The 22,273-nt window shown below is 63.5% G+C and carries 22 protein-coding genes and 1 pseudogene; 13 read left to right on the top strand and 10 right to left on the bottom strand.

The genetic code is table 11. The features are described from left to right. Positions 1 to 12 precede the first annotated feature (12 nt). The 6 genes from NLY44_RS19840 to NLY44_RS19815 form a co-directional block, all read right to left on the bottom strand. Positions 13 to 1,218, bottom strand: a complete 1,206-nt coding sequence (locus tag NLY44_RS19840; RefSeq protein WP_031244798.1) for an aminotransferase class V-fold PLP-dependent enzyme — start codon at positions 1,216 to 1,218, stop codon at positions 13 to 15. Between the two features lie 20 nt (positions 1,219 to 1,238). Then, positions 1,239 to 1,700 (bottom strand): RidA family protein, encoded by a 462-nt coding sequence (locus NLY44_RS19835; RefSeq protein WP_023673109.1) that lies wholly within the window; start codon positions 1,698 to 1,700, stop codon positions 1,239 to 1,241. A gap of 117 nt (positions 1,701 to 1,817) precedes the next feature. Continuing rightward, positions 1,818 to 2,612 carry an amino acid ABC transporter ATP-binding protein gene (locus tag NLY44_RS19830; RefSeq protein WP_023673108.1) on the bottom strand — a complete coding sequence of 265 codons (795 nt, stop codon included), beginning with the start codon at positions 2,610 to 2,612 and terminating at the stop codon, positions 1,818 to 1,820. A 4-nt stretch (positions 2,613 to 2,616) separates the two neighbouring features. Continuing rightward, a complete protein-coding gene (locus NLY44_RS19825; protein WP_023684027.1) occupies positions 2,617 to 3,267 on the bottom strand; it encodes an amino acid ABC transporter permease in 651 nt (216 codons plus the stop codon). Position 3,268: 1 nt separating this feature from the next. Then, on the bottom strand, positions 3,269 to 3,934 hold the full coding sequence (locus NLY44_RS19820) for an amino acid ABC transporter permease (protein WP_023693641.1): 666 nt from the start codon (positions 3,932 to 3,934) through the stop codon (positions 3,269 to 3,271). A gap of 69 nt (positions 3,935 to 4,003) precedes the next feature. After that, positions 4,004 to 4,834, bottom strand: coding sequence for a transporter substrate-binding protein (locus tag NLY44_RS19815; protein WP_023673105.1), 831 nt, complete (start codon positions 4,832 to 4,834; stop codon positions 4,004 to 4,006). A 156-nt stretch (positions 4,835 to 4,990) separates the two neighbouring features. Between NLY44_RS19815 and NLY44_RS19810 the strand changes: the two genes are divergently transcribed. Continuing rightward, positions 4,991 to 5,806 carry an IclR family transcriptional regulator gene (locus NLY44_RS19810; RefSeq protein ID WP_023806509.1) on the top strand — a complete coding sequence of 272 codons (816 nt, stop codon included), beginning with the start codon at positions 4,991 to 4,993 and terminating at the stop codon, positions 5,804 to 5,806. A gap of 24 nt (positions 5,807 to 5,830) precedes the next feature. On the opposite strand, the gene NLY44_RS19805 is transcribed toward NLY44_RS19810, so the two are convergent. After that, on the bottom strand, positions 5,831 to 6,034 hold the full coding sequence (locus NLY44_RS19805; protein ID WP_023673103.1) for a YdcH family protein: 204 nt from the start codon (positions 6,032 to 6,034) through the stop codon (positions 5,831 to 5,833). Between the two features lie 240 nt (positions 6,035 to 6,274). On the opposite strand from NLY44_RS19805, the gene NLY44_RS19800 reads away from it, so the two are divergent. From NLY44_RS19800 to NLY44_RS19775, 6 genes and pseudogenes are all read left to right on the top strand, one after another. Next, the gene (locus NLY44_RS19800; protein ID WP_023684024.1) at positions 6,275 to 6,454 is read left to right on the top strand and encodes a YdcH family protein; all 180 of its coding nucleotides are present in this window, start codon (positions 6,275 to 6,277) and stop codon (positions 6,452 to 6,454) included. 287 nt (positions 6,455 to 6,741) lie between these two features. Beyond that, entirely contained in the window at positions 6,742 to 7,995 is a 1,254-nt protein-coding gene (gene ispG / locus NLY44_RS19795) for a flavodoxin-dependent (E)-4-hydroxy-3-methylbut-2-enyl-diphosphate synthase (protein ID WP_023806510.1), read from the top strand. Between the two features lie 3 nt (positions 7,996 to 7,998). After that, positions 7,999 to 8,856 (top strand): lytic transglycosylase domain-containing protein, encoded by an 858-nt coding sequence (locus NLY44_RS19790; RefSeq protein WP_023806511.1) that lies wholly within the window; start codon positions 7,999 to 8,001, stop codon positions 8,854 to 8,856. 8 nt (positions 8,857 to 8,864) lie between these two features. Next, positions 8,865 to 9,415 (top strand): annotated as a pseudogene (locus NLY44_RS19785) (chloramphenicol phosphotransferase CPT family protein). A gap of 167 nt (positions 9,416 to 9,582) precedes the next feature. After that, a complete protein-coding gene (locus NLY44_RS19780; RefSeq protein WP_031356212.1) occupies positions 9,583 to 10,719 on the top strand; it encodes a sterol desaturase family protein in 1,137 nt (378 codons plus the stop codon). Between the two features lie 79 nt (positions 10,720 to 10,798). Next, positions 10,799 to 11,551: a Stf0 family sulfotransferase gene (locus tag NLY44_RS19775; RefSeq protein WP_023806513.1), complete on the top strand. Its 753-nt coding sequence runs from the start codon at positions 10,799 to 10,801 to the stop codon at positions 11,549 to 11,551. Here NLY44_RS19775 and NLY44_RS19770 read toward each other — a convergent pair whose 3' ends face one another. The 3 genes from NLY44_RS19770 to NLY44_RS19760 all read right to left on the bottom strand — a co-directional run bounded on the left by NLY44_RS19770 (position 11,552) and on the right by NLY44_RS19760 (position 15,222). Beyond that, complete coding sequence (locus NLY44_RS19770) at positions 11,552 to 13,894, bottom strand: response regulator (protein ID WP_023806514.1); 2,343 nt, start codon at positions 13,892 to 13,894, stop codon at positions 11,552 to 11,554. Between the two features lie 85 nt (positions 13,895 to 13,979). Next, on the bottom strand, positions 13,980 to 14,165 hold the full coding sequence (locus NLY44_RS19765; protein WP_023684018.1) for a hypothetical protein: 186 nt from the start codon (positions 14,163 to 14,165) through the stop codon (positions 13,980 to 13,982). 37 nt (positions 14,166 to 14,202) lie between these two features. Further along, complete coding sequence (locus NLY44_RS19760; protein ID WP_031195645.1) at positions 14,203 to 15,222, bottom strand: LacI family DNA-binding transcriptional regulator; 1,020 nt, start codon at positions 15,220 to 15,222, stop codon at positions 14,203 to 14,205. Between the two features lie 218 nt (positions 15,223 to 15,440). On the opposite strand from NLY44_RS19760, the gene NLY44_RS19755 reads away from it, so the two are divergent. From NLY44_RS19755 to NLY44_RS19730, 6 genes are all read left to right on the top strand, one after another. After that, positions 15,441 to 16,274 carry an inositol monophosphatase family protein gene (locus tag NLY44_RS19755; RefSeq protein ID WP_023806515.1) on the top strand — a complete coding sequence of 278 codons (834 nt, stop codon included), beginning with the start codon at positions 15,441 to 15,443 and terminating at the stop codon, positions 16,272 to 16,274. 61 nt (positions 16,275 to 16,335) lie between these two features. Further along, complete coding sequence (locus NLY44_RS19750; RefSeq protein ID WP_023806516.1) at positions 16,336 to 17,361, top strand: ABC transporter substrate-binding protein; 1,026 nt, start codon at positions 16,336 to 16,338, stop codon at positions 17,359 to 17,361. 90 nt (positions 17,362 to 17,451) lie between these two features. Continuing rightward, positions 17,452 to 19,656 (top strand): ABC transporter permease, encoded by a 2,205-nt coding sequence (locus tag NLY44_RS19745; RefSeq protein ID WP_023806517.1) that lies wholly within the window; start codon positions 17,452 to 17,454, stop codon positions 19,654 to 19,656. Between the two features lie 14 nt (positions 19,657 to 19,670). Next, positions 19,671 to 20,771, top strand: coding sequence for an ATP-binding cassette domain-containing protein (locus tag NLY44_RS19740; protein ID WP_050588942.1), 1,101 nt, complete (start codon positions 19,671 to 19,673; stop codon positions 20,769 to 20,771). Positions 20,772 to 20,869: 98 nt separating this feature from the next. Beyond that, positions 20,870 to 21,343, top strand: coding sequence for a carboxymuconolactone decarboxylase family protein (locus NLY44_RS19735; protein WP_023806519.1), 474 nt, complete (start codon positions 20,870 to 20,872; stop codon positions 21,341 to 21,343). Continuing rightward, positions 21,343 to 22,200, top strand: coding sequence for a sigma-70 family RNA polymerase sigma factor (locus NLY44_RS19730; protein WP_023684011.1), 858 nt, complete (start codon positions 21,343 to 21,345; stop codon positions 22,198 to 22,200). Before NLY44_RS19735 ends, NLY44_RS19730 begins: the two co-directional genes overlap by 1 nt. Positions 22,201 to 22,273: the final 73 nt, after the last annotated feature.

The following is a 22,273-nucleotide window of genomic DNA, read 5'->3' as shown; positions in this document are numbered from 1 at the left end:
GGCCGCCGCAGCCTAGTCCGGCCAGCGCAGGGCGCCGGATGAATCCTTTCGCGGCTGTCTCATCGCATCCGCCGGCCTGTCGGCCGCGGTGAGCACGGCGCGCAGCTGCTCGGCGACGATCTCGGCCTCGCCGGGGTGCAGATTGCACGGGTCGAGGAAGAAATGGCCGCGCTCGGCCTCGTGGTTGCGCACGATGATGGGCGGCGATCCGGCCGCCAATGCCGAGGCGAGGCCGGCGGCGGTGAAGCGGCTTTTGGGCAAGACAAAGATTTGCAGCCGGTCGAGCGGATTGGCGGTCGGGTCGGGAATGATGTTTGCGACGATGCCGGGTATTCCCTGTAGCGAATCCCTCCACAGATTGAGCGCCGCTTCCTCGCGCCGGCGGATGCCGGCATGGTCGCGCTTTTCCCAGGCTTCGAGCGCAGCCATGGTGCCGGCGATGCTTTCCTTGCCGACCTTCATGGCGCGGGCGACGCCGCGGTTTTGCAGATAGGCGGCGCGGACCAGATCCTTGCGGCCGGCGACGATGCCGCTGGTTGGCCCCGACAGGAATTTGTGGCCGCTGTAGACGACGATGTCGGCGCCGCGGACCAGGAAGCTGCGCAGATCATATTCGGAAGCCGCGTCGACGATCACCGGCACGCCCCTGGCGTGGCAGATATCGCAGAATTCCTCGAGGGAAAGCATGCCGTATTGCACGGTGTGGTGCGCCACGACGTAGAGCGCCGCCGCCGTGCGCTCGTTGATAGCCTCGCGCACATGATAATCCTGCGTGACGCTGACCGTGCCAGCCGGAATGACCTTGGCGCCGGCGACGCGGATCGACTGGTCGATCGGTGCGCCGTAATTGACGATATGGCCGAGCTGGATGACGACTTCGGACTTCAGCCCTTCGGTATCGTCGGGCAGCCGTTCGATCGCCAGCAAATTGGTGCCGGTCATCGCCCCGGCGATCGCCATTGTGATGCCTGAGGCGCAGCAGGCGGTGATGAAGCCGGCCTCGCTGCCGGTGAGGCGGGCGGTGATCACGCTTGCGGCGCGCTGCAGATCGTCCATCTCCACCCATTGCGAGGCGATCTCGGCCATGGCGCTGATCGCCTCGGGAACGATGATCGAGGCGCCGAGCGTCGTCATCGTGCCGGAGACGTTGATGATCGGCCTCAGTCCCAGTCGTTCACGGATCGTGGTGTTGGAGCCGGTGTCGGAATAGGTTTTCATGTTCAGCAATCCCTTGACGGTCAGGCGGCGATCTCGACGACCGCTTCGATTTCGACGGTGATGTTTCCAGGCAGCGAGCCGACCCCGATCGCCGAGCGGGCATGGCCGCCGATCTTGTCGAAGACGCTGGCGAACAGGTCCGAGCAGCCATTGACCACTTTCGGGTGGTCGCTGAAGGTCGGCGTCGCATTGACGAAGCCGAGCAATTTGACGACGCGCACGATGCGGCCGAGATCGCCGGCGGCGGCGTGCATGACGGCGAGCAGGTTGAGGCCGGTGAGGCGGGCATGCTCATAGGCCTGCTCGACGGTGACGTCCTCGCCGACCTTGCCGGTGCACAGCGTGCCGTCGGCGCGCAACGGCCCTTGACCCGAAAGAAAGATCAGCCGGCCGCTTTCCGCATGAGTGACGAAATTGGCGATCGGCGTCGGCGGCTCGGGCAGCGTCAGGCCGAGTTCGGCGAGCCGGATGTAAGGCGTCATGTAAGAATTCTCCTTGGGCCGGCCTGTTGTTTTACGCAATTCCCAAGGCAAAGCGCTTCGCGCTTTTCCCGGGAAAACCGCTTACACTTTTCCTGGAATTGCTTTGGGCCGCCCATGTCAGAAATGCGAGGCGCGGAAGCGCGCCAGGAAAGAGCGCAGGCGCTCATTGGTGGTCTCTTCGGCAAGGATCTCCTTCGGCGGGCCAACAGCGCTGACACCGCCATCGGCCATGAAGACAATGCGGCTCGAAGCGTCGCGGGCAAAGGCCATCTCGTGCGTGACCATCACCATGGTCATGCCGTCTTCGGCCAGGCTGCGCACAACGGCCAGCACCTCGCCGACCAATTCGGGATCGAGCGCGGAGGTGATCTCGTCGAGCAGCAGGATCTTCGGCTCCATGGCGACTGCCCGCGCTATGCCGACGCGCTGCTGCTGGCCCCCGGAGAGTTCCGCCGGCAGGCTGTCGGCCTTGTGGGCCAGGCCGACGCGGCTCAGCCAATGCTCCGCGATCTGGCGCGCCTCGGCCTTGCTCTTGCCGCGCACCTTGGTGAGGCCGAGCATGATGTTGCCGGCGGCGGTGAGGTGCGGAAACAGGTTGAAGCTCTGGAACACCATGCCGGTTTCGGCGCGCATATTGGCAAGGTCGCGCTCGCTGCGCCGCTGGCGCGCGCCGGCCTCACGAAAACCGACCTCCTTGCCGTCGATGCGGATCGAGCCTGAGTCGTAGCTTTCGAGAAAGTTGACGCAGCGCAGCAGGGTGGTTTTGCCGCTGCCGGAAGGGCCGATGACGGTGACCACCTCGCCCCTGTCCACCTTGAGGCTGACCGAGCGAAGCACCTCGACCGAACCAAAGGCTTTCGAGACCCCGGCAATGTCGAGAAGGGCAGCATTGTCGTTCGAGCTTGTGGCCATCGTGCTAGTCCCGGATGAAGGCAAAGCGCCGTTCCAGCCGCCGGCTGGCGTAGGAAAGCGCATAGTTGACGGCGAAATAGATCAAGGCGCCGAGGATGTAGAGCGGCATCGCCTCATAGGTGCGGCCGATCACCTGGTTGATCGCCTGCATCAGGTCGGTGATGCCGAGCAGCGAGACCAGGGCGCTGCCCTTGACCGCATCGGTGACGCCGTTGATCCAGGGCGGCAGGAAGCGGCGGAAGGCCTGCGGAAAGATGACGTAGGTGAGCCGCTGGCGAAAAGTCAGCCCAATGGCCATCGCCGCTTCTGACTGGCCCTTGGGAATGGAGCCGACGGCGCCCCGGAGATACTCAATGACCTGCGCCGTCTTGAACAAGGTCAGCGCCAGCACCGCCGCCGAGAAGGATTGCAGATGCAGGCCGATGGCCGGCAGGCCGTAATAGACGAAGAACATCAGCACCAGGATCGGAATGCCGCGGATGGTGTCGGAGAAGATGCGCACGGCCCAGCGCAGCGGCGCCGGGCCGTAGACCAGGCCGACGCCGAGCGCGACGCCGGCAATCAGCGACAGCACCACGACCAGCAGCGACACCCACAAAGTGATGGCGAAGCCCTGGGCGAGGAACGGTACGGCGTAGAGGATCTGGCTCAGCATGTCAGCGCGCAGCCCTGAACCGGCGTTCGACCAGCCGCAGCCCAAAGAGCAGGGTGTAACCGGTCACCAGGTACATCGCCGTCGTCACCAGATAGACCTCGACGATGCGGAAGGTGTTGAAGTTGATCCACTGGGCGCCGAAGGTGAGCTCGGGCACCGAGATCACCGAGGCGATCGACGTGTCCTTGAAAAGCGAGATGAAGGTGTTGGACAGCGCCGGCAGCGTGATGCGCAGCATGGTCGGCAGGCGCACGTGAACCAACCGCTGCCAAGGCGTCAGCCCGATCGCCTTGCCGGCATCGAGCTGGCCGCGCGGCACGGCTTCCAGGCCGGAGCGGAACACCTCGACCAGATAGGCGCCGCTATAGACCGACAGCGTCAGCACGAACGAGGTCGGCGCGTCGTAGGCGACGTCGATCACCGTCGGCAGGCCGTAGAAGACAAGATAGACGAGCAGGATCAGCGGCACGTTGCGGATGAATTCGACGTAAGCCGCAATGATGGCGCGCACCACGCGTCCGGCCGAGACATACCAGACCGCCAGCACCAGGCCGATGACGACGCCGATGGCAATCGAAATCACGGCAAGCTCGAGGCTGAGCAGAAGGCCGCCCCACAGCTTGTCGAAATGGCGCCAGATCAGGTTGAAGTTGAGCGTATAGCCCATGCGTCTCCCGCAATAACCAAGGGGATGCGAACTAGAAGGCGGAAGGGCTAACCCTTCCGCCAGCGCTTGTCAGACAACCGGGAAACCGGGATGGCGGGCCGGGGGCTCCTGGCCGAAATAGTCCTTGAAGGCGGCGTCGTAGAGTGCGGTCTCATGGCCGAACATGGCGATGGTGAAGGTCTGGTTGACGAAGGTCAGCCAGTCCAGGTCGCCCTGCCTGACCGCCGCGCCGTAGAGCATCGAGTACCAGCTCTTGCCGGCATCGAAATATTTGTCGGGGTTGCGCGAGGCCAGCCAGCGCACGGTTGAAAGATCGACAGCGGCGGCATCGGCGCGTTTCGATTCCAGTGCCTGCAGCACATTGGCCTGGGTGTCGATCTGCAGCACCTGCGCCTCCGGCAGGGCGTAATGGACCGAGCTTTCGGCATCGACATTCTGCAGGATCGAGATGCGCGTCGCCGAACCACCGGCGAGCAGCTTGTCGAAGGTCTTGTTTTCCGCCGTCGGCAGCGTCAGCAGGGCGACGCCCTCGACATAGTATGGCCTGGAGAAGTGGATCAGCTGCGAGCGCTGCGCGGTCATGGTCATGAACTGGATGGTGATGTCGACCTTGTTGGTGGTGACATTGGGGATGCGCTGCGCCGGATCCTGCATGACGAACTCGACCTTGCTCGGATCGTCGAACAGACCCTTGGCCAGGATGCGGCCCATGGTGATGTCCATGCCGACCAGCTCGCCGGCATCGTTTTCGAAATGCCATGGCGCGTTGGTGCTGCCGGTGCCGACGATCAGCTTGCCGCGGTCAAGCGCGGTGCGCAGAACGCTGTCGGATGCGGCTTGTGCCGCCGCCTTTTCGGCGCTGACAGCGGTCATCACGCCCGCCGTTGCAAGCCCGGCCATGCCCAGTTTCAGAAAATCTCGCTTGGATGCGTCGTTCACTGCGACCTCCTGTTGTTTGAGTTCCCCTTACAGACACACGTGTCGCCGACCTGAATTGTCTCTTACAATAGACACATGTATCCTGTACAAGACAGATACTAACATCAGGAATCAGTTATGCAAGACAGCAATGGACTCACGGATCGGGCGGAGCTTGGTCCAGCCGAGAGCCCGACGCCCGACAAGACCTCCGGCTCGCGCGAGAAGGGCCTCAACCGGGTGCTGGAGATCCTGGACTTCCTGCATGTTACCCAGCGCGCCATCGGCATTGGCGATCTAGCCAAGGGGGTGAATGCGCCGCGCTCCACCACCTACACGCTGGTGCGTTCGTTGGTCGATGCGGGTCTCCTGGAGATGGAGGGCGACGGCAACCGGGTCTATTTCGGCAAGAAGCTGTACCTCTATGGAATGGACTATGTCAGGGGCAACGACCTGCTTAGGCGGGGCCGGCAGGAGGTCGACAATCTGTCGCGCGAGACCGGCGAGACCTCCGAATTGTGCATGCTGCAAAGCGGGCGCTATACCATCGTCCATTCCAGCCCCGGCACCAGGCCGTTCCGCATCAGCTCGGCCACCGGCCTGCAGATCCCGCTGCCATGGACGGCATCGGGGCGGCTGCTTCTGGCCGGATTGGAAAGGGCCGCCATCCAGGACATGGTCTCGGCAGACGACCTTTTGCTGCCCGACGGCCGCAGGCTGCAGTTCGACGACTTCATTGCCGATATCGCGACGGCCAGAACGACCGGCTATTGCATCACTTCGGGGCTGGTCGACGCCTACACCAAATGCCTGGCCGCCCCTGTCTTCGCGGCCGCCGGCAAGGTCGAGGCGACGATGTGTCTGGTGGTGCCGATCGACACTTCAGCGGAGAAGACCGACGAATTGCTGACGTTGCTGCGCCATCGCGCGGCGCGGCTGTCGATAGCGGGGTGAGCAGTTAGGCCCCGAGGCCGTCGGCTAAGCGATGATGTCCGGAATGATCTTGTCTTCCAGCGCCATCAGCCGGTCCTTGAGGAAAAGCTTCTTCTTCTTCATGCGCTGGATCTGCAAGGGGTCGCAGCCCATGGCGATCATCGCATTGATGGCCGCGTCGAAATCGGCATGCTCCTGCTTCAGGCGGGAAAATTCGAGGCGGACATCGGCCTTTTCCTGGTCGGACATTCTCTACCGTCTGCATGTCTGCGGCGCCCGGCAATGGGCATGATTGGGCGGGGGCGGCATCAATTGCCGCCGGCGCGCAGCCAATATCACATATCACATTGTCGTGGAATGCTACCACGCAGCATTCGACATCGCAGCCGGATGGTGGCAGACTGTCATGGTGCCGTCACAGATGCGACCTGCGGTGGACGTGCCTTTGACGGCTGCAATCGAGGAAAACCATGAAAGGGAGAACCAATCATGTCTCTTGCATCCCATCTTGATGAGTTGCAGCGGAAACACGGTGACATCGAACGCGAGATCGACGATGCGATGAACCATCCATCGGTCGACGACCTCGAAATCGTGAATCTGAAGCGACGCAAGCTGGCACTCAAGGACGAGATTGAAAAACTGAAGGCGAAACCGACGAGACACTGACGCCCTTCCAAGATTAGACGCGCCGCCCTGGCGCGTGACTATCGCTCCGGTGGCGACATGCCGCCGGAGGCCTGTTTTTGCTACTGATTCCGATACTGCTGGCCGGCGAAACCCGTCTGTGGGGTCGCCGCGCTACTGCGATTTGGCAGCTCTGCTTGTCTGTCGCCATTGACAAGCCATCTTTGCTCCTCCACCTCATGCCCGAACCTCAGCGCTATGCGCTGATAGCTGATTGAGCGTGCGTCGACGTGGACGTGTGTCGCTCGGGTGATCAAGAGGCTGCCGGCATGACCGGGTATTTTTCCTCCCCCTTTGCGCGCCGGACATCGGTCGGCGTCGATGTCGGCGGCGTGGTCGTCGGCGGCGGCGCGCCGGTCGTCGTGCAGTCGATGACCAACACCGACACGGCCGATATCGACCAGACCGTCGCGCAGGTTGCGGCTTTGCATCGCGCTGGCTCCGAGATCGTGCGCATCACCGTCGATCGTGACGAGAGCGCCGCCGCCGTGCCGCGCATCCGCGAACGGCTCGAGCGGCTCGGCATCAATGTGCCGCTGGTCGGCGACTTCCACTATATCGGCCACAAGCTGCTGGCCGATCATCCGGCCTGTGCCGAGGCGCTGGCCAAATACCGCATCAATCCTGGCAATGTCGGCTTCAAGGACAAGAAGGACCGCCAGTTCGCCGCGATCGTCGAAATGGCGATCAGGCATGACAAGCCGGTGCGCATCGGCGTCAATTGGGGGTCGCTCGATCAGGAGCTGCTCACCCGGCTGATGGACGAAAACCAGCGCCAAGGCTTTCCGCTGACGGCGCAGGAAGTAACCCGCGAAGCGATCGTGCAGTCGGCCATCCTGTCGGCCGAAATGGCCGAAGAGATAGGCCTCGCCCGCGAAAAGATCATCCTGTCGGCCAAGGTCAGCGGCGTGCAGGATTTGATCGCCGTCTATACCGAGCTTGCCACGCGCTCCAACCATGCGCTGCATCTTGGCCTCACCGAAGCCGGCATGGGATCCAAGGGCATCGTCGCCTCGTCGGCGGCCATGGGCATCCTCTTGCAGCAAGGCATTGGCGACACCATCCGCATCTCGCTGACGCCGGAGCCGAATGGCGATCGCACTCGCGAGGTGCAGGTCTCGCAGGAACTGCTGCAGACCATGGGCTTCCGTCAGTTCGTGCCGATCGTGGCCGCTTGCCCCGGCTGCGGCCGCACGACATCCACCGTGTTCCAGGAACTCGCCCAGAACATCCAGGCCGATTTGCGCAAGAACATGCCGGTCTGGCGGGAGAAATATCCCGGCGTCGAGAACCTCAAGGTCGCGGTGATGGGCTGCATCGTCAACGGCCCCGGCGAATCCAAGCACGCCGATATCGGCATCTCGCTGCCCGGCACCGGCGAGACGCCGACCGCGCCCGTTTTCGTTGACGGCAAGAAGTCGGCGACGCTGCGCGGTCCGTCGATCGCCGCCGATTTCGAAAAAATGGTTGCCGATTATATCCAGCAGCGGTTTGGACAGCACGGCAAAGCCGCGGCCGAATGAGCCATGCGGGGGCTGCTCAAAGCCGGTGTGATCCTGCTCTGCGGGCTGGGTGCCGGACAGGCACTTGCCGATCCACCGCAATCGCGCTCGGCGGCGAAACGATTGATCGGCCGTGTCTGTGACCTGATCGAGACGCATGCCGAGCGGAACGGCCTGCCGAAGGATTACTTCGCCCGGCTGATCTGGAAAGAAAGCCGCTTCGATCCCAATGCGGTTAGCCCGGTCGGTGCCGAAGGCATCGCCCAGTTCATGCCGGGCACCGCCAAGATGCGCGGGCTGGCCGATCCTTTCGACATCGAGCAGGCGATCCCGGCTTCGGCGAAATATCTCGGCGAGATGAAGCTCGCCTACGGCAATCTCGGCCTGGCGGCGGCCGCCTACAATGCCGGCGAGAACCGGGTGTCGCGCTGGCTGGGTTCGGGCGGCTTCCTGCCGATGGAGACCGAGAGCTACGTCTTCGACGTCATGGGCGAACCCGTCGACAAGTTTTCCGACAGCGCTTACGCCGGGACGGTCGAGCCGCTCGACGCGAAAACCGGCTTTGCCGTCGCCTGCCGCAAGCTGCCGGTGATCATGTCGAGAACCGTGGCGATGGCGTCGATCAATGTGAAGCCATGGGGCGTCCAGGTGGCCGGCAATTTCCGCAGGGGAGCTGCCATCAATCAGTGGCTGCGGGTCAGGAGCCGGTTTCCGGCGCTGCTTTCCGGTCGTGACCCGGTGGTCAGCCGGGTGCGCACGCCGATCGGCCGACGCGGCATCTACGCCGTCAGGATCGGCGTCGACGACCGTGCCGCCGCCAACGTCATCTGCCAGAAACTGCAAAGCGTCGGCGGCGCCTGTATCGTCGTGCGCAACCGATAGGGGGCGACATGACGGCCAAAATCGTCCTGCTCAATGGCGTCGGCAGCGCCGGCAAAAGCTCGATCGCCAGGGCGCTGCAAACGATCGCCACTGAACCGTTCCTGCATGTCCAGATGGATGCTTTCATCGACATGCTGCCGCCGGCGCTGCAGGATCATGCCGACGGGTTTTCCTTTGAGACCGTGCTGGAAGACGGCAAGCCGTCGGTGGTGATCAGGAGCGGGCCGGTCAGCGCGCGAGCCATGCGCGGCATGCGCCATGCCATCGCCGCCATGGCCGGGCAAGGCAACAATCTCATCGTCGACGACGTGATCTTCAATGAAGAGATGCGGAGTATGTCGAGTTGCTGTCGAGCTTTGACCTGCATCTGGTCGGCGTCATGGCGCCGCTGGAGGTGCTGGAAGCGCGCGAGGCCGCGCGCGCCGACAGGCTGCCCGGCCTGGCGCGCTGGCAATATGGACGCGTCCACAACGGCATAGACTACGACCTCGAAGTCGACACCAGCCGGCTGACGCCGCTTGAATGCGCCCGTCGCATCCAGGAAAGATTCCGACTATAGTGGCCGGTGTCTTTGACACGATCGCAGCTTTTACCAATTGCCCCAAAAGCCGATAGCCGTCTCTGGCCTGCAAAGTCGTGTCGATTAAATATTTATGAGCCCTGCTGTAGTAAGACGGGTGGAAATTTCCGGCGAGACCTTTTGAAGGCCGTTAACGGGGGAGCATCATGGCGGTGGCAAATTTCCTTAGACGCGTTGTAAGTGAACTTGAAACGCCGCGCGCCAAACGGCCGTTCGGTTCTGGCTGGCTGTCCGGCTCGATTGGCTTGCTTGCCGGGGTCACCGCCCTGCTGATGGTCATCGTGCTGCGCTACCCGTCGCTTACATCGATGCCGGATCTGGCCCCCATCCACCAGATGCTGTTCTTCAAGCCGGTGCTCTATTTCGTCCTCATCTCCGGCTATATCCTGGCGATCCTCAGCATGACGCTGCGCAGGCAAAAGACGCTCGGCGCGGCAGCGATGTTCACTGTGCTGCTGGCGTCGCTGGTCGGAATGCTTCCGGTGCGCCATCACCTGCACATAGACGGGGTGTTCTTCGGGCTCGATTTCTTCATCCTGAACGCCTTGTTCATGGGTGTGCTGTTCGTCCCGCTCGAACGTCTTTTCGCGCGCAACAAGGATCAGACCGTGTTCCGCGACGAATGGCGCGAGGACCTGTTCTACTATCTGGTTTCATCGCTGCTGGTGCAGATTTTGACCTACCTGACCTTGGCGCCGTCCAACTTCGTCAATGCACAGGGCGCCCTTGGTTCGGTGCGCGCCTGGGTCCACGACTTGCCGTGGCTGGTGCAACTGATGGCGGTAATGTTCCTGACCGACCTTGCCCAGTATTGGGTGCATCGGGCCTTTCATCGCATTCCCTGGCTGTGGAAGTTTCATGCCGTGCACCATTCCGCCAAGTCGATGGACTGGATTGCCGGTGCGCGCATGCATTTCCTGGAAATCATCATGCTGCGCAGCCTGACGGCAACCCCGATGTTCGTGCTGGGGTTCGATGAATCGGCTATCCAGACGTATATATTGATCGTCTACGTCTATTCGTCTTTCATCCATTCCAACATCGGAACCAGTTTCGGTCCAGTCGAAAAGGTGCTGGTGTCCCCGCGTTACCACCACTGGCATCACGGCTTCGAGAAAGAAGCGATCGACGTAAATTTCGCCATCCATTTCCCGCTGCTCGACCGGCTGTTCGGTACCCATCATATGCCCGAAGGGCGCTGGCCGAACGGCTACGGCATTCACGGACATCCCGTTCCGAACGGATACTGGCAGCAATTCCTCTATCCCTTCCGGCGCGGCTAGACTGGAGTCCTTCGCGAAGCGCGCGTGTCACCGCGCCTGGCGAGGTTAGCCCAATCCATGACAAGCGACAGAGCCCGAGATGCGTGACGGCTACATAATCTGCGGCACGCCGAGAACCGGAAGCACCTTGCTGTGCGGCCTTCTGGCCTCGACGAAAACAGCCGGCGATCCGCACTCGTTCTACCGGCGGCAGGACAAGGCGGAATGGGCAGAAGAGTGGAAATTGCCGCATCCCGATACGATGAGCGCGCATGACTTCGATGTCGCCTACCTCAAGGCGGCAATCAGCGCGGGAAAGGGCGGAACAGCCGTCTTCGGCTTGCGCCTGATGCGGGAGAACCTGGGTGAACTCTCGGCCATCCTCGACCGGATCTACCCAGACCTGCCATCGGACAAAGCACGCTTTGAAAAGGCCTTCGGCCGTATCCTCTACATCCATCTTTCGCGCGAAAACAAGCTGGCGCAGGCGGTGTCGCTGATCAAGGCCGAGCAGACCGGGCTTTGGCACATCGCGCCCGACGGAACCGAGATCGAACGGGCCGCACCGCCGCAGGAACCCCGCTACGATTTCAAGCGGATCCAGCGCGAGCTTGCCGAACTCGAAGCCTATGACGCGGCCTGGAACGTCTGGTTCGCGGAGCAGGGGATCGTCCCGCTGCGCATCGGCTATGAGCGCCTGTCAGCCGATCCGGCAGCGGCATTGTCATCCATCTGCAAGGCCCTGGGCGTTCCGGCGCCGAATGCCGCCGACGTAAAGCCGGGCGTCGCCAAGCTCTCCGACGAGACCAGCCTCGACTGGATGCGCCGCTATCATCTGGACGCGGCGATTTGATCAAGCCCTCTTTACCGCCACCGTTTCGCTGAGCCATGTGCCGATCTTGCTGCCGAGACGGTCGGGCGACACCGGCTTGGGTAGATAGTCGTCCATGCCGGACTCGATACATTTGTCGCGGTCGCCCTTCAGTGCGTGCGCGGTGACGCCGATGATTGGTGTGTGATTGCCACTCGCTGCCTCCGCCGCCCGGATGGCGCGGGTCGCCTCGTAGCCGTTCATCTCCGGCATGGAGACGTCCATGAGGATCAGCTTCGGTCGCAGCGCCCGGTACATCTCGACGGCCGTGCGGCCATTGCTGGCGATGCGGTAGCTGAGGCCAAGCCCATTGAGGATCTGGCCGAACACCAGCTGGTTCACGTCATTGTCCTCGGCGATCAGAATATCGATCGGGCCGTTTGGCGTGGCGATCGATTCAGGCACTGTGGCCGCCGGAATTGCCGGGCCGCGAATGACGGTGAAGGCGGGTGGCGTCACGGGTGCCGCCTGCGGAACAACAGGCTCGCGAACGAACTGGGCCTTGCCGATCTGGGCCCGCGCTTTCTGGATTGCCGAGATGACGGTGCCGAGCAGGACGGCCGAGCGCGCCGGCTTGGTGAGATGCGCGGCGATGCCGAAATCGATGACCATCTTGCCGAAATCGACCTGGTCGACGGAGGTCAGCAGCACCACCGGGATAGCGGAGAGACGGCTGTCGGCGGAAATCGCCTTGGCGACATCGGCGCCGTTCATGCCGGGCATCTGGTAGTCGAGGATGATGCAGTCGACCGCAGCACCGAGCTGGCTGGCCCGGTCTAGAAAGGCGAGGCCGACGGCGCCGCTTTCGGCGGCCGCGCAGTCGAAGCTCCAGCTTCTGAGCTGTTCCAGCAAGATCTCGCGGTTGACCGGGTTGTCGTCGATGACCAGCACGCGGGCGCCGGTGACATCGACCGGCACGACCTCGTTGCGCGTGTCCTGCTGATGCGCCGGCAGCGGCACGGCGAACCAGAACACCGAGCCGCGGCCGATCTCGCTTTCGACGCCGATCTTGCCGCCCATCAGGTCGATGAGGCGGGCGGCGATGGCAAGGCCGAGGCCGGTGCCTTCATGGCGGCGCGTCGACGAGCCGTCGACCTGCGCGAATTTCTCGAACACGTTCTCGAGCTTCTCGGCAGGAATGCCGATGCCTGTGTCCTCGACGCGGACCTTGAGCTGGACCATGCCGTCGACCACCTCGCCGCCGACATCGATCAGCACATGGCCCTTCTCGGTGAACTTCACCGCATTGCCGAGCAGATTGGTGACGATCTGACGGAACCGTCCGGCATCGCCGACGACATGGGCAGGCAGGCGCGGGTCGACACGCACGATCAGCTCGAGGTTCTTTTCGGCGACGCGCGCCGACACCAGTGTGGCCACGTCCTCGACCGCTTCGGCAAGCCGGAAGGGTGCAGGATCGAGCGTCAGCTGACCGGCATTGATCTTGGAGAAATCGAGGATGTCGTTGATGATGGTGAGCAGCGCATTGCCGGACTTGACGATGACTTCGGTGAAGGTTTTCTGGCGCGCGTTAAGCTCGGTCTTGGCGAGCAGTTCGGCCATGCCCAGCACGCCATTCATCGGCGTGCGGATCTCATGGCTCATATTGGCCAGGAATTCCGATTTGGCGCGGTCGGCCGCTTCGGCCTTGAACAAGGATGCGGCGGATTCGGTGAAGGCGCGGCGGATCGCATTTTCCATCGGCCGGAAGATCCAGAGGGCAACGATGGCAAGAACCGCGAACAGAAGGCCGCTTGCCCACAACAGCAGCCTGTCGCTGGAGGCGTCGGCCAGATGGCGTTCGCCATCCATGGCGGTACGCACACGCACCAGCATCGGCTGGACGAACAGGTCGTTCTGGTTGAGGATTTCGCGCGAACTCCATTCGTCGGTCTGTTGCGCCGCCGACATCAGGTTGAAGTTGCGCACGATGTCGCGCGACGACCAGAACAGGTCGCCGTTGACGGCGGCCGACGAGAGTTCGTCCAGCGTTTTGGCCGACAGGCTCGGCTTGATCGCGGCCAACTCCGCGGACAGTGTTTCGATCTCGCTGGTCAGGCGTTGCGAATGGCCGCGCGCTGCGGCGGCAAGGCCGTCACGGGTTTCGGTGCGCCAGGTCGTGCTGGCGGTTTCGGCAAAGCTGGAGGCGTTGCGCAGGTCGCGGGTGAAGACGACGAGATTGCTGCTCAGCGCGTCGATGTCGTGGCGGAAGGAATTGACGCGATTGAGCGCAAACATCACCGCGGTGGAAGCCAGCGCAAAGATGAGCAATCCCGAGATGTAGCGGATCCGGATCGAGCGGATGAAGAAAGAATATTCCGGCATGCGCAACCCCAACACATACGCATCATTTTAACGGTCGGGATTACGCTTGATTTACATTAAAATTCCGTTCGCGCCTGGCGGGCCGTCAAGATCCTGGCTGCACGTGCCCGGAGTTGGCGCCATAGAGGGTGGCATCGCATTCGCGCATCATGCGCAGTGCTTCTTCCTCGGTCAGGCCGAACTTGCGCATCATGCTCCGGATTTCGGGGCCTACAGCTATCTCCACCGGTCTTGCCGCCTGGCGGGTCTTCCTGGCCTTTTTCTTGGACATCAGTACGTTTCCCGTCTTGACCGACACATGTTTCGCATCAGCCCTGGCCCGGCCTCACCGTGCTGCGCCAGACCATGGGCGCATGGCAGATCAGGCGGCTGCCAGCCTCCTCCCGCGCGCCGGTCGCGAGCCGCACGGCGCGCCTGGCGATCTCCTCGATCGGCGGCGAGAACGTCGTCAGCCGGTAAGAGGCCCAGTCGGCCTGCTCGATGTCGTCAAAACCGATGACGCAGAGATCGCGGGGTACGTTGATGCCAAACTCGTGGCGGGCCGCATCGAGAAAGCCGCACGCAATCAGGTCGGTCACGCAGAACGCCGCATCCGGCCGCTGCCGGCCGGAAAAGAGCCGCCTGGCGCCATCGGCTCCGGTGGCATAGCCGGTGCGGCCCTCGCGCCACACGGTCACCTCCAGCCCTTCCTTCTGCGCGGCGGTAAGGAAGGCGGTTTCGCGGGAGAGCAGGCTGGGCGTGCCGGCAGCCGAGGTCACCAGGGCGGGGCGGGTACAGCCGGCCCGGATGAAGGCATGCAGCGCTGCCTCTGCGGCTGCAGCGTTGTCGACACCGATATTGTGCGGGCCGTCGAAGCGGTCATCGCGATTGATCAGCACCAGCCGCTGGCCGTTCTCAAGACAGGTGCGGATCAGCAACTGCGGCGGCGAGCCGGACAGAACGATGCTCGCATCGGCGCGATAGTTCAGCGTGTTGCGCAACGCCTGGTCGACATGGTGGCTGGGGCCGGAGGTGTTGAACACCATGGCCATTTTGCCGGCGTCCCGCAGATGTTGGGTCAGCGCCTTCTGCAGGCGGGCATGATAGGGCGTGTCGCCATCGGCAACGATGAGGCAGACAATGCCGGTCGAGGCCCGCATCAGGCCGCGAGCCAGATGGTTGACGTGATAGCCGAGTTGCTCGGCCGCCAGCATCACTCGCTCGCGGGTTTCCCCGGAAACGGAAGCGCCGGGCGTGAAGGTACGTGACACGGCCGAGCGTGAAACCCCGGCGAGGTCGGCAACCTGCTGGGCGCTGGAAAATCCGGTGCGGATTCTCGGAACCGTCAAGCGAACGCTCTCGCTGCTGTTTTCGTGATTCTTTGCACGCCCGTGCAATGTAATGCAACTCTCCTGCCATTGCCACCCACCGCACTTGACAGGCATGGCGGAATGCAACAGCTTTGCACAGCCGTGCAATACAAGCGGGCTCAAGAGTGGCATCGGAGGAATACCCTGTCCATTTCGCCGAAGACGGCATTGAGGGCGCGACTGTCCGGACCGGCTGCATGAGCAGGGCGGCGGCGCATTCGAAGGCGGACCGGCTGTCCGAAGCCGAGATGGACAGGCGTGCCGAGGTCTGCCGGAAACTGCTTGTCACGGCCGGGCAACTGGCGATGGAAGGCTATGCCCGGCAGGGCGCCGTCCAGCCGGTGGCGATGAAAGGCCCGCAGGATTTTCTCACTGAAACCGACGGCAAGGTCGAGGAGCACATCCGCGCGACGCTGGCAGACGCTTTTCCGCAGGACGGGTTTTTGGGCGAGGAAGGCGGTGGCATCGGCTCTGCCCGCATGTGGGTCGTCGACCCGATCGACGGCACCGCCAATTTCATGCGCGGTATTCCGCATTTCTGCATTTCGATAGCTTTCGTCGAGGACGGCCGCAGCGAGATCGGCGGCATTGCCAATCCGGCCATCGGCGAAACGTACTTTGCCCGTCGCGGGCAGGGCGCGACGCGCAATGGCGCGCCGATCCATGTGTCGCCGACGCAAGCGTTCGACCGCGCCTTTGTCGAGTTCGGCTGGTCGCCCAGGATTCCCAATCGCGACTATCTGGACAAGGTGAGCCTTGTCTGGGCACTCGGCGCCAATGTGCGGCGCTCCGGCTCCGGAGCGCTTGGGCTGGCCTATGTGGCCGACGGCCGCTCGGATGCCTATGCCGAGCTGCACATCAATTCGTGGGACTGCCTGGCCGGATTGCTGCTGGTGGAGGAGGCCGGCGGCCGTGTGAACCGGTTCCTCGACGGCGACGGCATGGCGAAGGGCAATCCCGTGCTAGCGGCAGCACCCGGCGTTGCGGCGACATTGTCCCAGGTGATCGGAGTGCCGCTCGACGACGGGTAGATCGTTTCCAGTGAGAAGACAGGGAGGAATATCGATGAAGACATTTGACAGTAAGCAAGGCTTGCGCGCCGCCTGGCTTGGCCTTGGCGCGGCGCTGGCCTTGTTCGGATTGGCGAGTGCCGCCCAGGCGGCCGCCCGGAGCCTCACAATGTATTGCGCCGTCGACGAGGCCTGGTGCCGGGCGATGGCGACCACCTACCAGAAGGAGACGGGCGTCAGCGTCGACATGACCCGCATGAGCGCCGGCGAAATCTACGCCCGCCTCCGGGCCGAGAAGGACAATCCGCAAGCCGATATCTGGTGGGGCGGCACCGGCGACCCGCATCTGCAGGCGGCGGAAGAGGGCCTCACCCAGGAATACAAGTCGCCGCAACTGGCAAACCTGCGCGACTGGGCGCTGAAGCAGGCCGACAGGTCGAAGAACCGCACGGTCGGCATTTATCTCGGTGCGCTCGGCTACGGCTACAATGAGGAAGATCTGAAGCAGCGCGGGCTGACCGCGCCGGCGTGCTGGGCCGATCTGGTCAAGCCGGAATTCCAGGGCGAGATCGAGATGGCCGACCCGAATTCATCGGGTACGGCCTGGACCATGCTTGCCACCATCGTCCAGCTGATGGGCGAGGACAAGGCATTCGACTATCTCAAGCAGCTCAACAAGAACATCGCCGAATACACCAAGGCAGGGGCCGCGCCGGCGCTCGCCGTCGGCAAGGGCGAGACGCTGATCGGCATCTCCTTCCAGCACGACGTGATCAATGCCGCGAAACAGAACCCTGCCGTGAAGGTGGTGTCGCCTTGCGAAGGCACCGGCTTCGAGATCGGTTCGATGAGCATCGTGACGGGCGCCAAGCATGCCGAAGAGGCGCAGAAATTCTACGACTGGGCGCTGAGCCCGGACGCGCAGAAGCTCGCGGCGCCGAACGGCAGCTTCCAGATCCCGTCGAACACCGCCACGCCGGTGCCGCCCGAGGCGCCGGACCTCTCGAAGATCAAGCTGATCGACTACGACTTCGCCAAATACGGCTCGTCGGCCGAACGCAAGCGGCTGTTGAAGAAGTTCACCGATGAGGTCCGCAATGGCGGCTGAGCGCGTTCTTTTGCGCTCACTCTAGCATCTGATCGCCGGCTGCCCCTCGCGGCAGCCGGCGCACCATCCTTTGGCACAGAAAGACATTGAATGGCCGCGGCCGGTTCCATGGTCAGTTCCGCTCCTGGACGCAGCGCGCTCGCGTGGGTGATGGCCGCGTGGGCGAGCTTCGTGCTCTTGCCTTGGTACAAGGTCGAAGGCGGCTTCCTGTCGTTCGACTGGCTGGCACAGCCGGCGGATGCGACGCCGGCCATACTGCTGGTCCTTGATGGCCGGCTCTGGCTCTTGCCCCTCATTCTGCCGCTTCTGCTGGCGAGCTGGCTGGTGGCGCGCAACAACCCCAAGAGCCTGGCGGTTGCAGGCGCGGCGGGCCTGCTGTGGCTGGCCATCGAAGGCTTTTCCATCATCCATTCGGGCTGGGGATTTGGCTTGCTTACCCGGATCGCCGGCACGCCGGGACCGATACAGCCGGGGCTCGGCTGGGGCGCGACGCTCTATGCCGTGGCGATGCTGATGTTCATCGCCGAGGCGCTCGCCGCGCGCGGCTGGTGCAAGGGCGACCGTTTCGTCGTCGGCTCGCTCTCAATCGTGATTGCTTCGCTGATCCTTTTCGTCGCCTATCCGCTGCTGTCGATCCTCACCTCGGCCATCAAGGACAATGACGACAATGTCGTGCCGGCGCTGTTCTTCGATAAGATCTTCAGCGCCAACATATGGAGCCTGCGCTGCCTCTATGGCGAGGGCTCCTGCGGCGTGGCGTGGAACACGGTGGCGATCGCAGTCCTCGTCGGCTTTTTCTGCACGGCGCTCGGCCTGGCCCTGGCGCTGATCGCGCTTCGCACCAAGCTGCCGGCCAAATGGCTGCTGCGCGGCCTGTCCATCCTGCCGATCATCACGCCGCCCTTCGTCATCGGCCTGGCGCTGATCCTGCTGTTCGGCCGCGCCGGCATCGTCACCAACCTCATGTCGGTGCATCTCGGCATTCCGCGCAGCCGCTGGATCTACGGCATGGCCGGCATCACCATCGCGCAGGTGCTGGCCTTCACGCCGATCGCCTTCCTGGTTCTGGTCGGCGTGCTGCAAGGCGTCAGCCCAAGCATGGAGGAAGCATCACAAACCCTGCGCGCCAGCCGCTGGCGCACATTTCGCACCGTCACCTGGCCGTTGATCCGGCCGGGGCTGGCCAGCGCCTTCCTGATTTCGTTTATCGAGAGCATGGCCGATTTCGCCAATCCGCTGGTGCTGGGCGGAAACTTCAACGTGCTGTCGACCGACATCTTCTTTGCAGTGGTCGGTGCGGCGCACGACCAGGGCCGCGCGGCGGTGCTGGCGATCGTGCTGTTGATGTTCACGCTGGCAGCCTTCGTCATCCAGCGCCGCTGGATCGGCAGCCGCAGCTACGTCACCGTTGCAGGCAAGGGCGATGGCGGTGTACCGGCGACGCTGCCCAAGGCCTTGCGGATCGGCTGCTACGCCACCGTCGTTCCGTGGCTGGTTCTGACCATCGTGGTCTACGGCATCATCCTGGGCGGCGGTTTCGTGCAATCGATCGGGCGCGACAACACGCCGACGCTCCAATATTTCATCACCGCCTTTTCGATCGAGAAAGGCGTCAATGGCTGGTTTTTCAGCGGCTCGGCCTGGCCGTCGCTGCTGATGACCATCGGCCTGGCGCTGGTGGCGATGCCGTTCACCGCGGCGCTCGGCATCCTGACGGCCTATCTGCTCGACCGGCAGCGTTTCGCCGGGCGTACCATGTTCGAGTTCCTGGCCATGATGAGTTTCGCCATTCCCGGCACGGTGATCGGCGTCAGCTATATCCTTGCCTTCAACGTGCCGCCGGTGCAGTTGACCGGTACCGGGTTGATCATCGTCATCTCCTTCATCTTCCGTAACATGCCGGTGGCGATCCGTGCCGGGCTCGCCAATCTCGGACAGATCGACAAGAGCCTGGACGAGGCATCGCTGACGCTTGGGGCGCGATCCTTCGCCACCTTGCGGCGGGTGATCCTGCCGATCCTGAAGCCGGCGATCGTGACCGCGATGATCTACAGTTTCGTGCGCGCGGTTACGGCGGTCAGCGCCGTCATCTTCCTGGCGAGCGGCCGGTTCAACCTTGCCACGGTCTACATTGTCGGGCGCGCAGATGTCGGCGAATACGGCATCGCGATTGTCTATTCGGCGGTGATGATCGTCGTCATGATGGTCATCCTCATCGGCATCCAGCTGCTGGTCGGCGAACGCCGGCTCGGCCGGCGCCGTGCGGGTCCGGAAGCCGTCGTGGCGGCAATCTGATGGGGAGAAGCGGCGTGGATCAGACGGCGAAGAATGCTGCCCCGGTTGTCACGGACAGGCCGGCCGTGCGGTTCGAGGGCGTCACCAAGAAATATGGCGCGGTGACCGCCGTCGACAACGTCAGCTTCGACATCGCGCCGGCCAGCCTGGTGACGCTGCTCGGGCCCTCGGGTTGCGGCAAGACGACGACGCTCAGGTTGATCGCCGGGCTGGAACAGACCAGCACCGGGCGCATCCTGATCGACGACAAGGACGTCACCTTGCTGTCCGCCGCCGAGCGAGATGTCTCCATGGTGTTCCAGTCCTATGCGCTGTTCCCGCACATGAACGTGATGGAGAATGTTAGCTACGGCCTGCGGGCGATGGGGCTTGGCAAGGCGCAGGCAGCCGAGCGCGCCGCCGAAAAGCTGTCGCTTGTCGGCCTGTCCGGCTACGAGAAGCGCCAGCCGAGCGAGTTGTCCGGCGGCCAGCAGCAGCGCGTCGCGGTGGCGCGCGCCATCGTACTGGAGCCGAAGGTGCTGCTGTTCGACGAGCCGCTGTCCAATCTCGACGCCAAGCTGCGCCGGCGGGTGCGCGACGAAATCCGCGGTCTCCAGCAAGATCTGGCGCTGACCATGGTCTATGTCACGCATGACCAGGAAGAGGCGCTCGCCGTCTCCGACCGCATCATCGTCATGAACGCCGCTCGCGTCGCCCAGGACGGCACGCCGCGCGACCTCTACAACGAGCCGACCAACCGTTTCATCGCCGACTTCATGGGCGACGCCAATCTGCTCGACGTCGAGGTGCTTTCCAGCAATGCGACCAGTGCAAGGGTCAAGGTCGGACCCTTGCTGCTCGACATGCCGGGTCGCGGTAACGCTCCGGGGCCGGCGATGCTCGCTGTACGCCCGAATGCCGTGCGCATCTTGCCCGGCCAGGCAGCGGGCACCATGAAGGGCCGGGTGGTCAAGAGCTCGTATCTCGGCGCCCACATGGAATACCGGATCGCGATCAGCGATCCGGCGGTCGAACTGTTCGCGACATCGCCTGATGTCACACCCGCCGTGGCGGAAGGGACGATGGTCGGGATCGATTTCGATCCGGCGAAGATCGTGCTGATCAAAGACGATTGAACGCGCCGGGAAAGCACCTTCGAAAAAATCCAGCCTGAATGTCACACCGGCCGGTCTTGTCTCGTCATGATGGCGTACCCAACACAAGGACTGCAATCATGACCGCCAAGATCGACCTCTTCGCCGCCGCCCCTGCGCTGATCAAGCAGTGGCAGCGCGAATCGACCGAACTCTCCGTCGCCGCCGGGCTCGAGCACAGCCTCAACGAGCTGGTGAAGCTTCGGGCGTCGCAGATCAATGGCTGCGCCAACTGCATCAATCTGCATGCCACCGAAGCGCGCGAGAATGGCGAGACCGAGCAGCGCATCTATCTGCTGCCGGCCTGGCGCGAAGCGCCCTGCTACAGCGACCGCGAGCGTGCCGCGCTCGGCTGGACCGATGCGCTGACGCGCCTCTCGGAAGGACAGGACCGCGAAAGCGCCTATGATGATCTTAAGGCGCATTTCACCGAGGAGGAGCAGGTGAAGCTCACCGTTTTGATCAACATCATCAATGGCTGGAACCGCATCGCCGTTGGCTTCGGGCTCTACACCGACGCAGCAACGATACGCGCCAGCGCCAAGGCGGCCTGATGACGGCGACGGCACCCGACGACGCGGCAGCGGGCTTCGGCCCGCTGCGTCCGAAGCTGATGCGGGTCGCCTATCGCATGCTGGGCTCGGTGAGCGACGCCGAGGATGTCGTGCAGGATGCCTTCATCCGCTGGATGGGGACCGACCGCTCGCAGGTTCGCGAGCCAGAAGCGTTCCTGCGCCGCACGGTGACGCGGCTTTGCCTTGACCAGCTCAAATCCACGCGGCGCCAGCGCGAGACCTATATCGGCCCTTGGCTGCCCGAGCCGATCGTCGAAGAGGACGATCTTGAAGATGTCACCTTGCCGCTGATGTTGGCGCTGGAGCGGCTTTCGCCGCTCGAGCGGGCGGCCTTTCTGCTGCACGATGTGTTCGGGCTGGAATTCGAGGAGGTCGCGACCGCCATCGAGCGCGATTCAGCCGCCTGCCGCCAGCTTGCCGCTCGCGCACGGGGCCATGTCCGCGAGGCGCGGCCTCGCTTCAAGGTGGAGAAGCAGCGTGGCCTGGAGATCGCCGAAGCCTTTTTCGCGGCATCGCGCAGCGGCGACATGCAGGCGCTCGGCGCGCTGCTGACGGAAGATGTCAGCGCTCATGCCGATGGCGGCGGCAAGCGTCCGGCGGCTTTGGCGCCGGTGCTGGGCTTCGACGCCGTCATGAAGCAATACGCGCAAGTCGCGGCCTGGCTGCGCGACAATCGCTCGACGCTGGTGCGCATCGGCTTCGTCAATGGACTGCCGGGGTTCGTCACGCGGGAGGCCGATGGCGAACTGCAGACGACCGCGCTTGACATCGAGGACGGGAAGATCGCGGCCGTCTATGTCATGCGCAATCCCGACAAGCTCAGGCATCTGCGTTAGACCCGATTGAATCGGAGCGAAATACCGGTTCGGCCCGCCTCCAAAAGCCGGCCCTTCCTGTGTGCGACCCGAG

Source organism: Mesorhizobium sp. C089B, assembly GCF_030323125.1.
In the GTDB taxonomy this organism is placed as follows: Bacteria; Pseudomonadota; Alphaproteobacteria; order Rhizobiales; family Rhizobiaceae; genus Mesorhizobium.
The sequence above is the reverse complement of the archived record's forward strand: the minus strand, read 5'-3'. Positions and strand labels throughout refer to the sequence as shown.

Bases quoted from the DNA above. Each gene is read 5' to 3' on its own strand.
- NLY44_RS19770 (WP_023806514.1), bottom strand. From the start codon at position 13,894: ATGCCGGAATATTCTTTCTTCATCCGCTCGATCCGGATCCGCTACATC.
- NLY44_RS19765 (WP_023684018.1), bottom strand. From the start codon at position 14,165: ATGTCCAAGAAAAAGGCCAGGAAGACCCGCCAGGCGGCAAGACCGGTG.
- NLY44_RS19815 (WP_023673105.1), bottom strand. From the start codon at position 4,834: ATGGCCGGGCTTGCAACGGCGGGCGTGATGACCGCTGTCAGCGCCGAA.
- NLY44_RS19775 (WP_023806513.1), top strand. From the start codon at position 10,799: ATGCGTGACGGCTACATAATCTGCGGCACGCCGAGAACCGGAAGCACC.
- NLY44_RS19840 (WP_031244798.1), bottom strand. From the start codon at position 1,218: ATGAAAACCTATTCCGACACCGGCTCCAACACCACGATCCGTGAACGA.
- NLY44_RS19730 (WP_023684011.1), top strand. From the start codon at position 21,343: ATGACGGCGACGGCACCCGACGACGCGGCAGCGGGCTTCGGCCCGCTG.
- NLY44_RS19755 (WP_023806515.1), top strand. From the start codon at position 15,441: ATGAGCAGGGCGGCGGCGCATTCGAAGGCGGACCGGCTGTCCGAAGCC.
- NLY44_RS19790 (WP_023806511.1), top strand. From the start codon at position 7,999: ATGCGGGGGCTGCTCAAAGCCGGTGTGATCCTGCTCTGCGGGCTGGGT.
- NLY44_RS19745 (WP_023806517.1), top strand. From the start codon at position 17,452: ATGGCCGCGGCCGGTTCCATGGTCAGTTCCGCTCCTGGACGCAGCGCG.
- NLY44_RS19780 (WP_031356212.1), top strand. From the start codon at position 9,583: ATGGCGGTGGCAAATTTCCTTAGACGCGTTGTAAGTGAACTTGAAACG.
- NLY44_RS19735 (WP_023806519.1), top strand. From the start codon at position 20,870: ATGACCGCCAAGATCGACCTCTTCGCCGCCGCCCCTGCGCTGATCAAG.
- NLY44_RS19820 (WP_023693641.1), bottom strand. From the start codon at position 3,934: ATGGGCTATACGCTCAACTTCAACCTGATCTGGCGCCATTTCGACAAG.
- NLY44_RS19810 (WP_023806509.1), top strand. From the start codon at position 4,991: ATGCAAGACAGCAATGGACTCACGGATCGGGCGGAGCTTGGTCCAGCC.
- NLY44_RS19825 (WP_023684027.1), bottom strand. From the start codon at position 3,267: ATGCTGAGCCAGATCCTCTACGCCGTACCGTTCCTCGCCCAGGGCTTC.
- ispG (WP_023806510.1), top strand. From the start codon at position 6,742: ATGACCGGGTATTTTTCCTCCCCCTTTGCGCGCCGGACATCGGTCGGC.
- NLY44_RS19800 (WP_023684024.1), top strand. From the start codon at position 6,275: ATGTCTCTTGCATCCCATCTTGATGAGTTGCAGCGGAAACACGGTGAC.
- NLY44_RS19835 (WP_023673109.1), bottom strand. From the start codon at position 1,700: ATGACGCCTTACATCCGGCTCGCCGAACTCGGCCTGACGCTGCCCGAG.
- NLY44_RS19805 (WP_023673103.1), bottom strand. From the start codon at position 6,034: ATGTCCGACCAGGAAAAGGCCGATGTCCGCCTCGAATTTTCCCGCCTG.
- NLY44_RS19830 (WP_023673108.1), bottom strand. From the start codon at position 2,612: ATGGCCACAAGCTCGAACGACAATGCTGCCCTTCTCGACATTGCCGGG.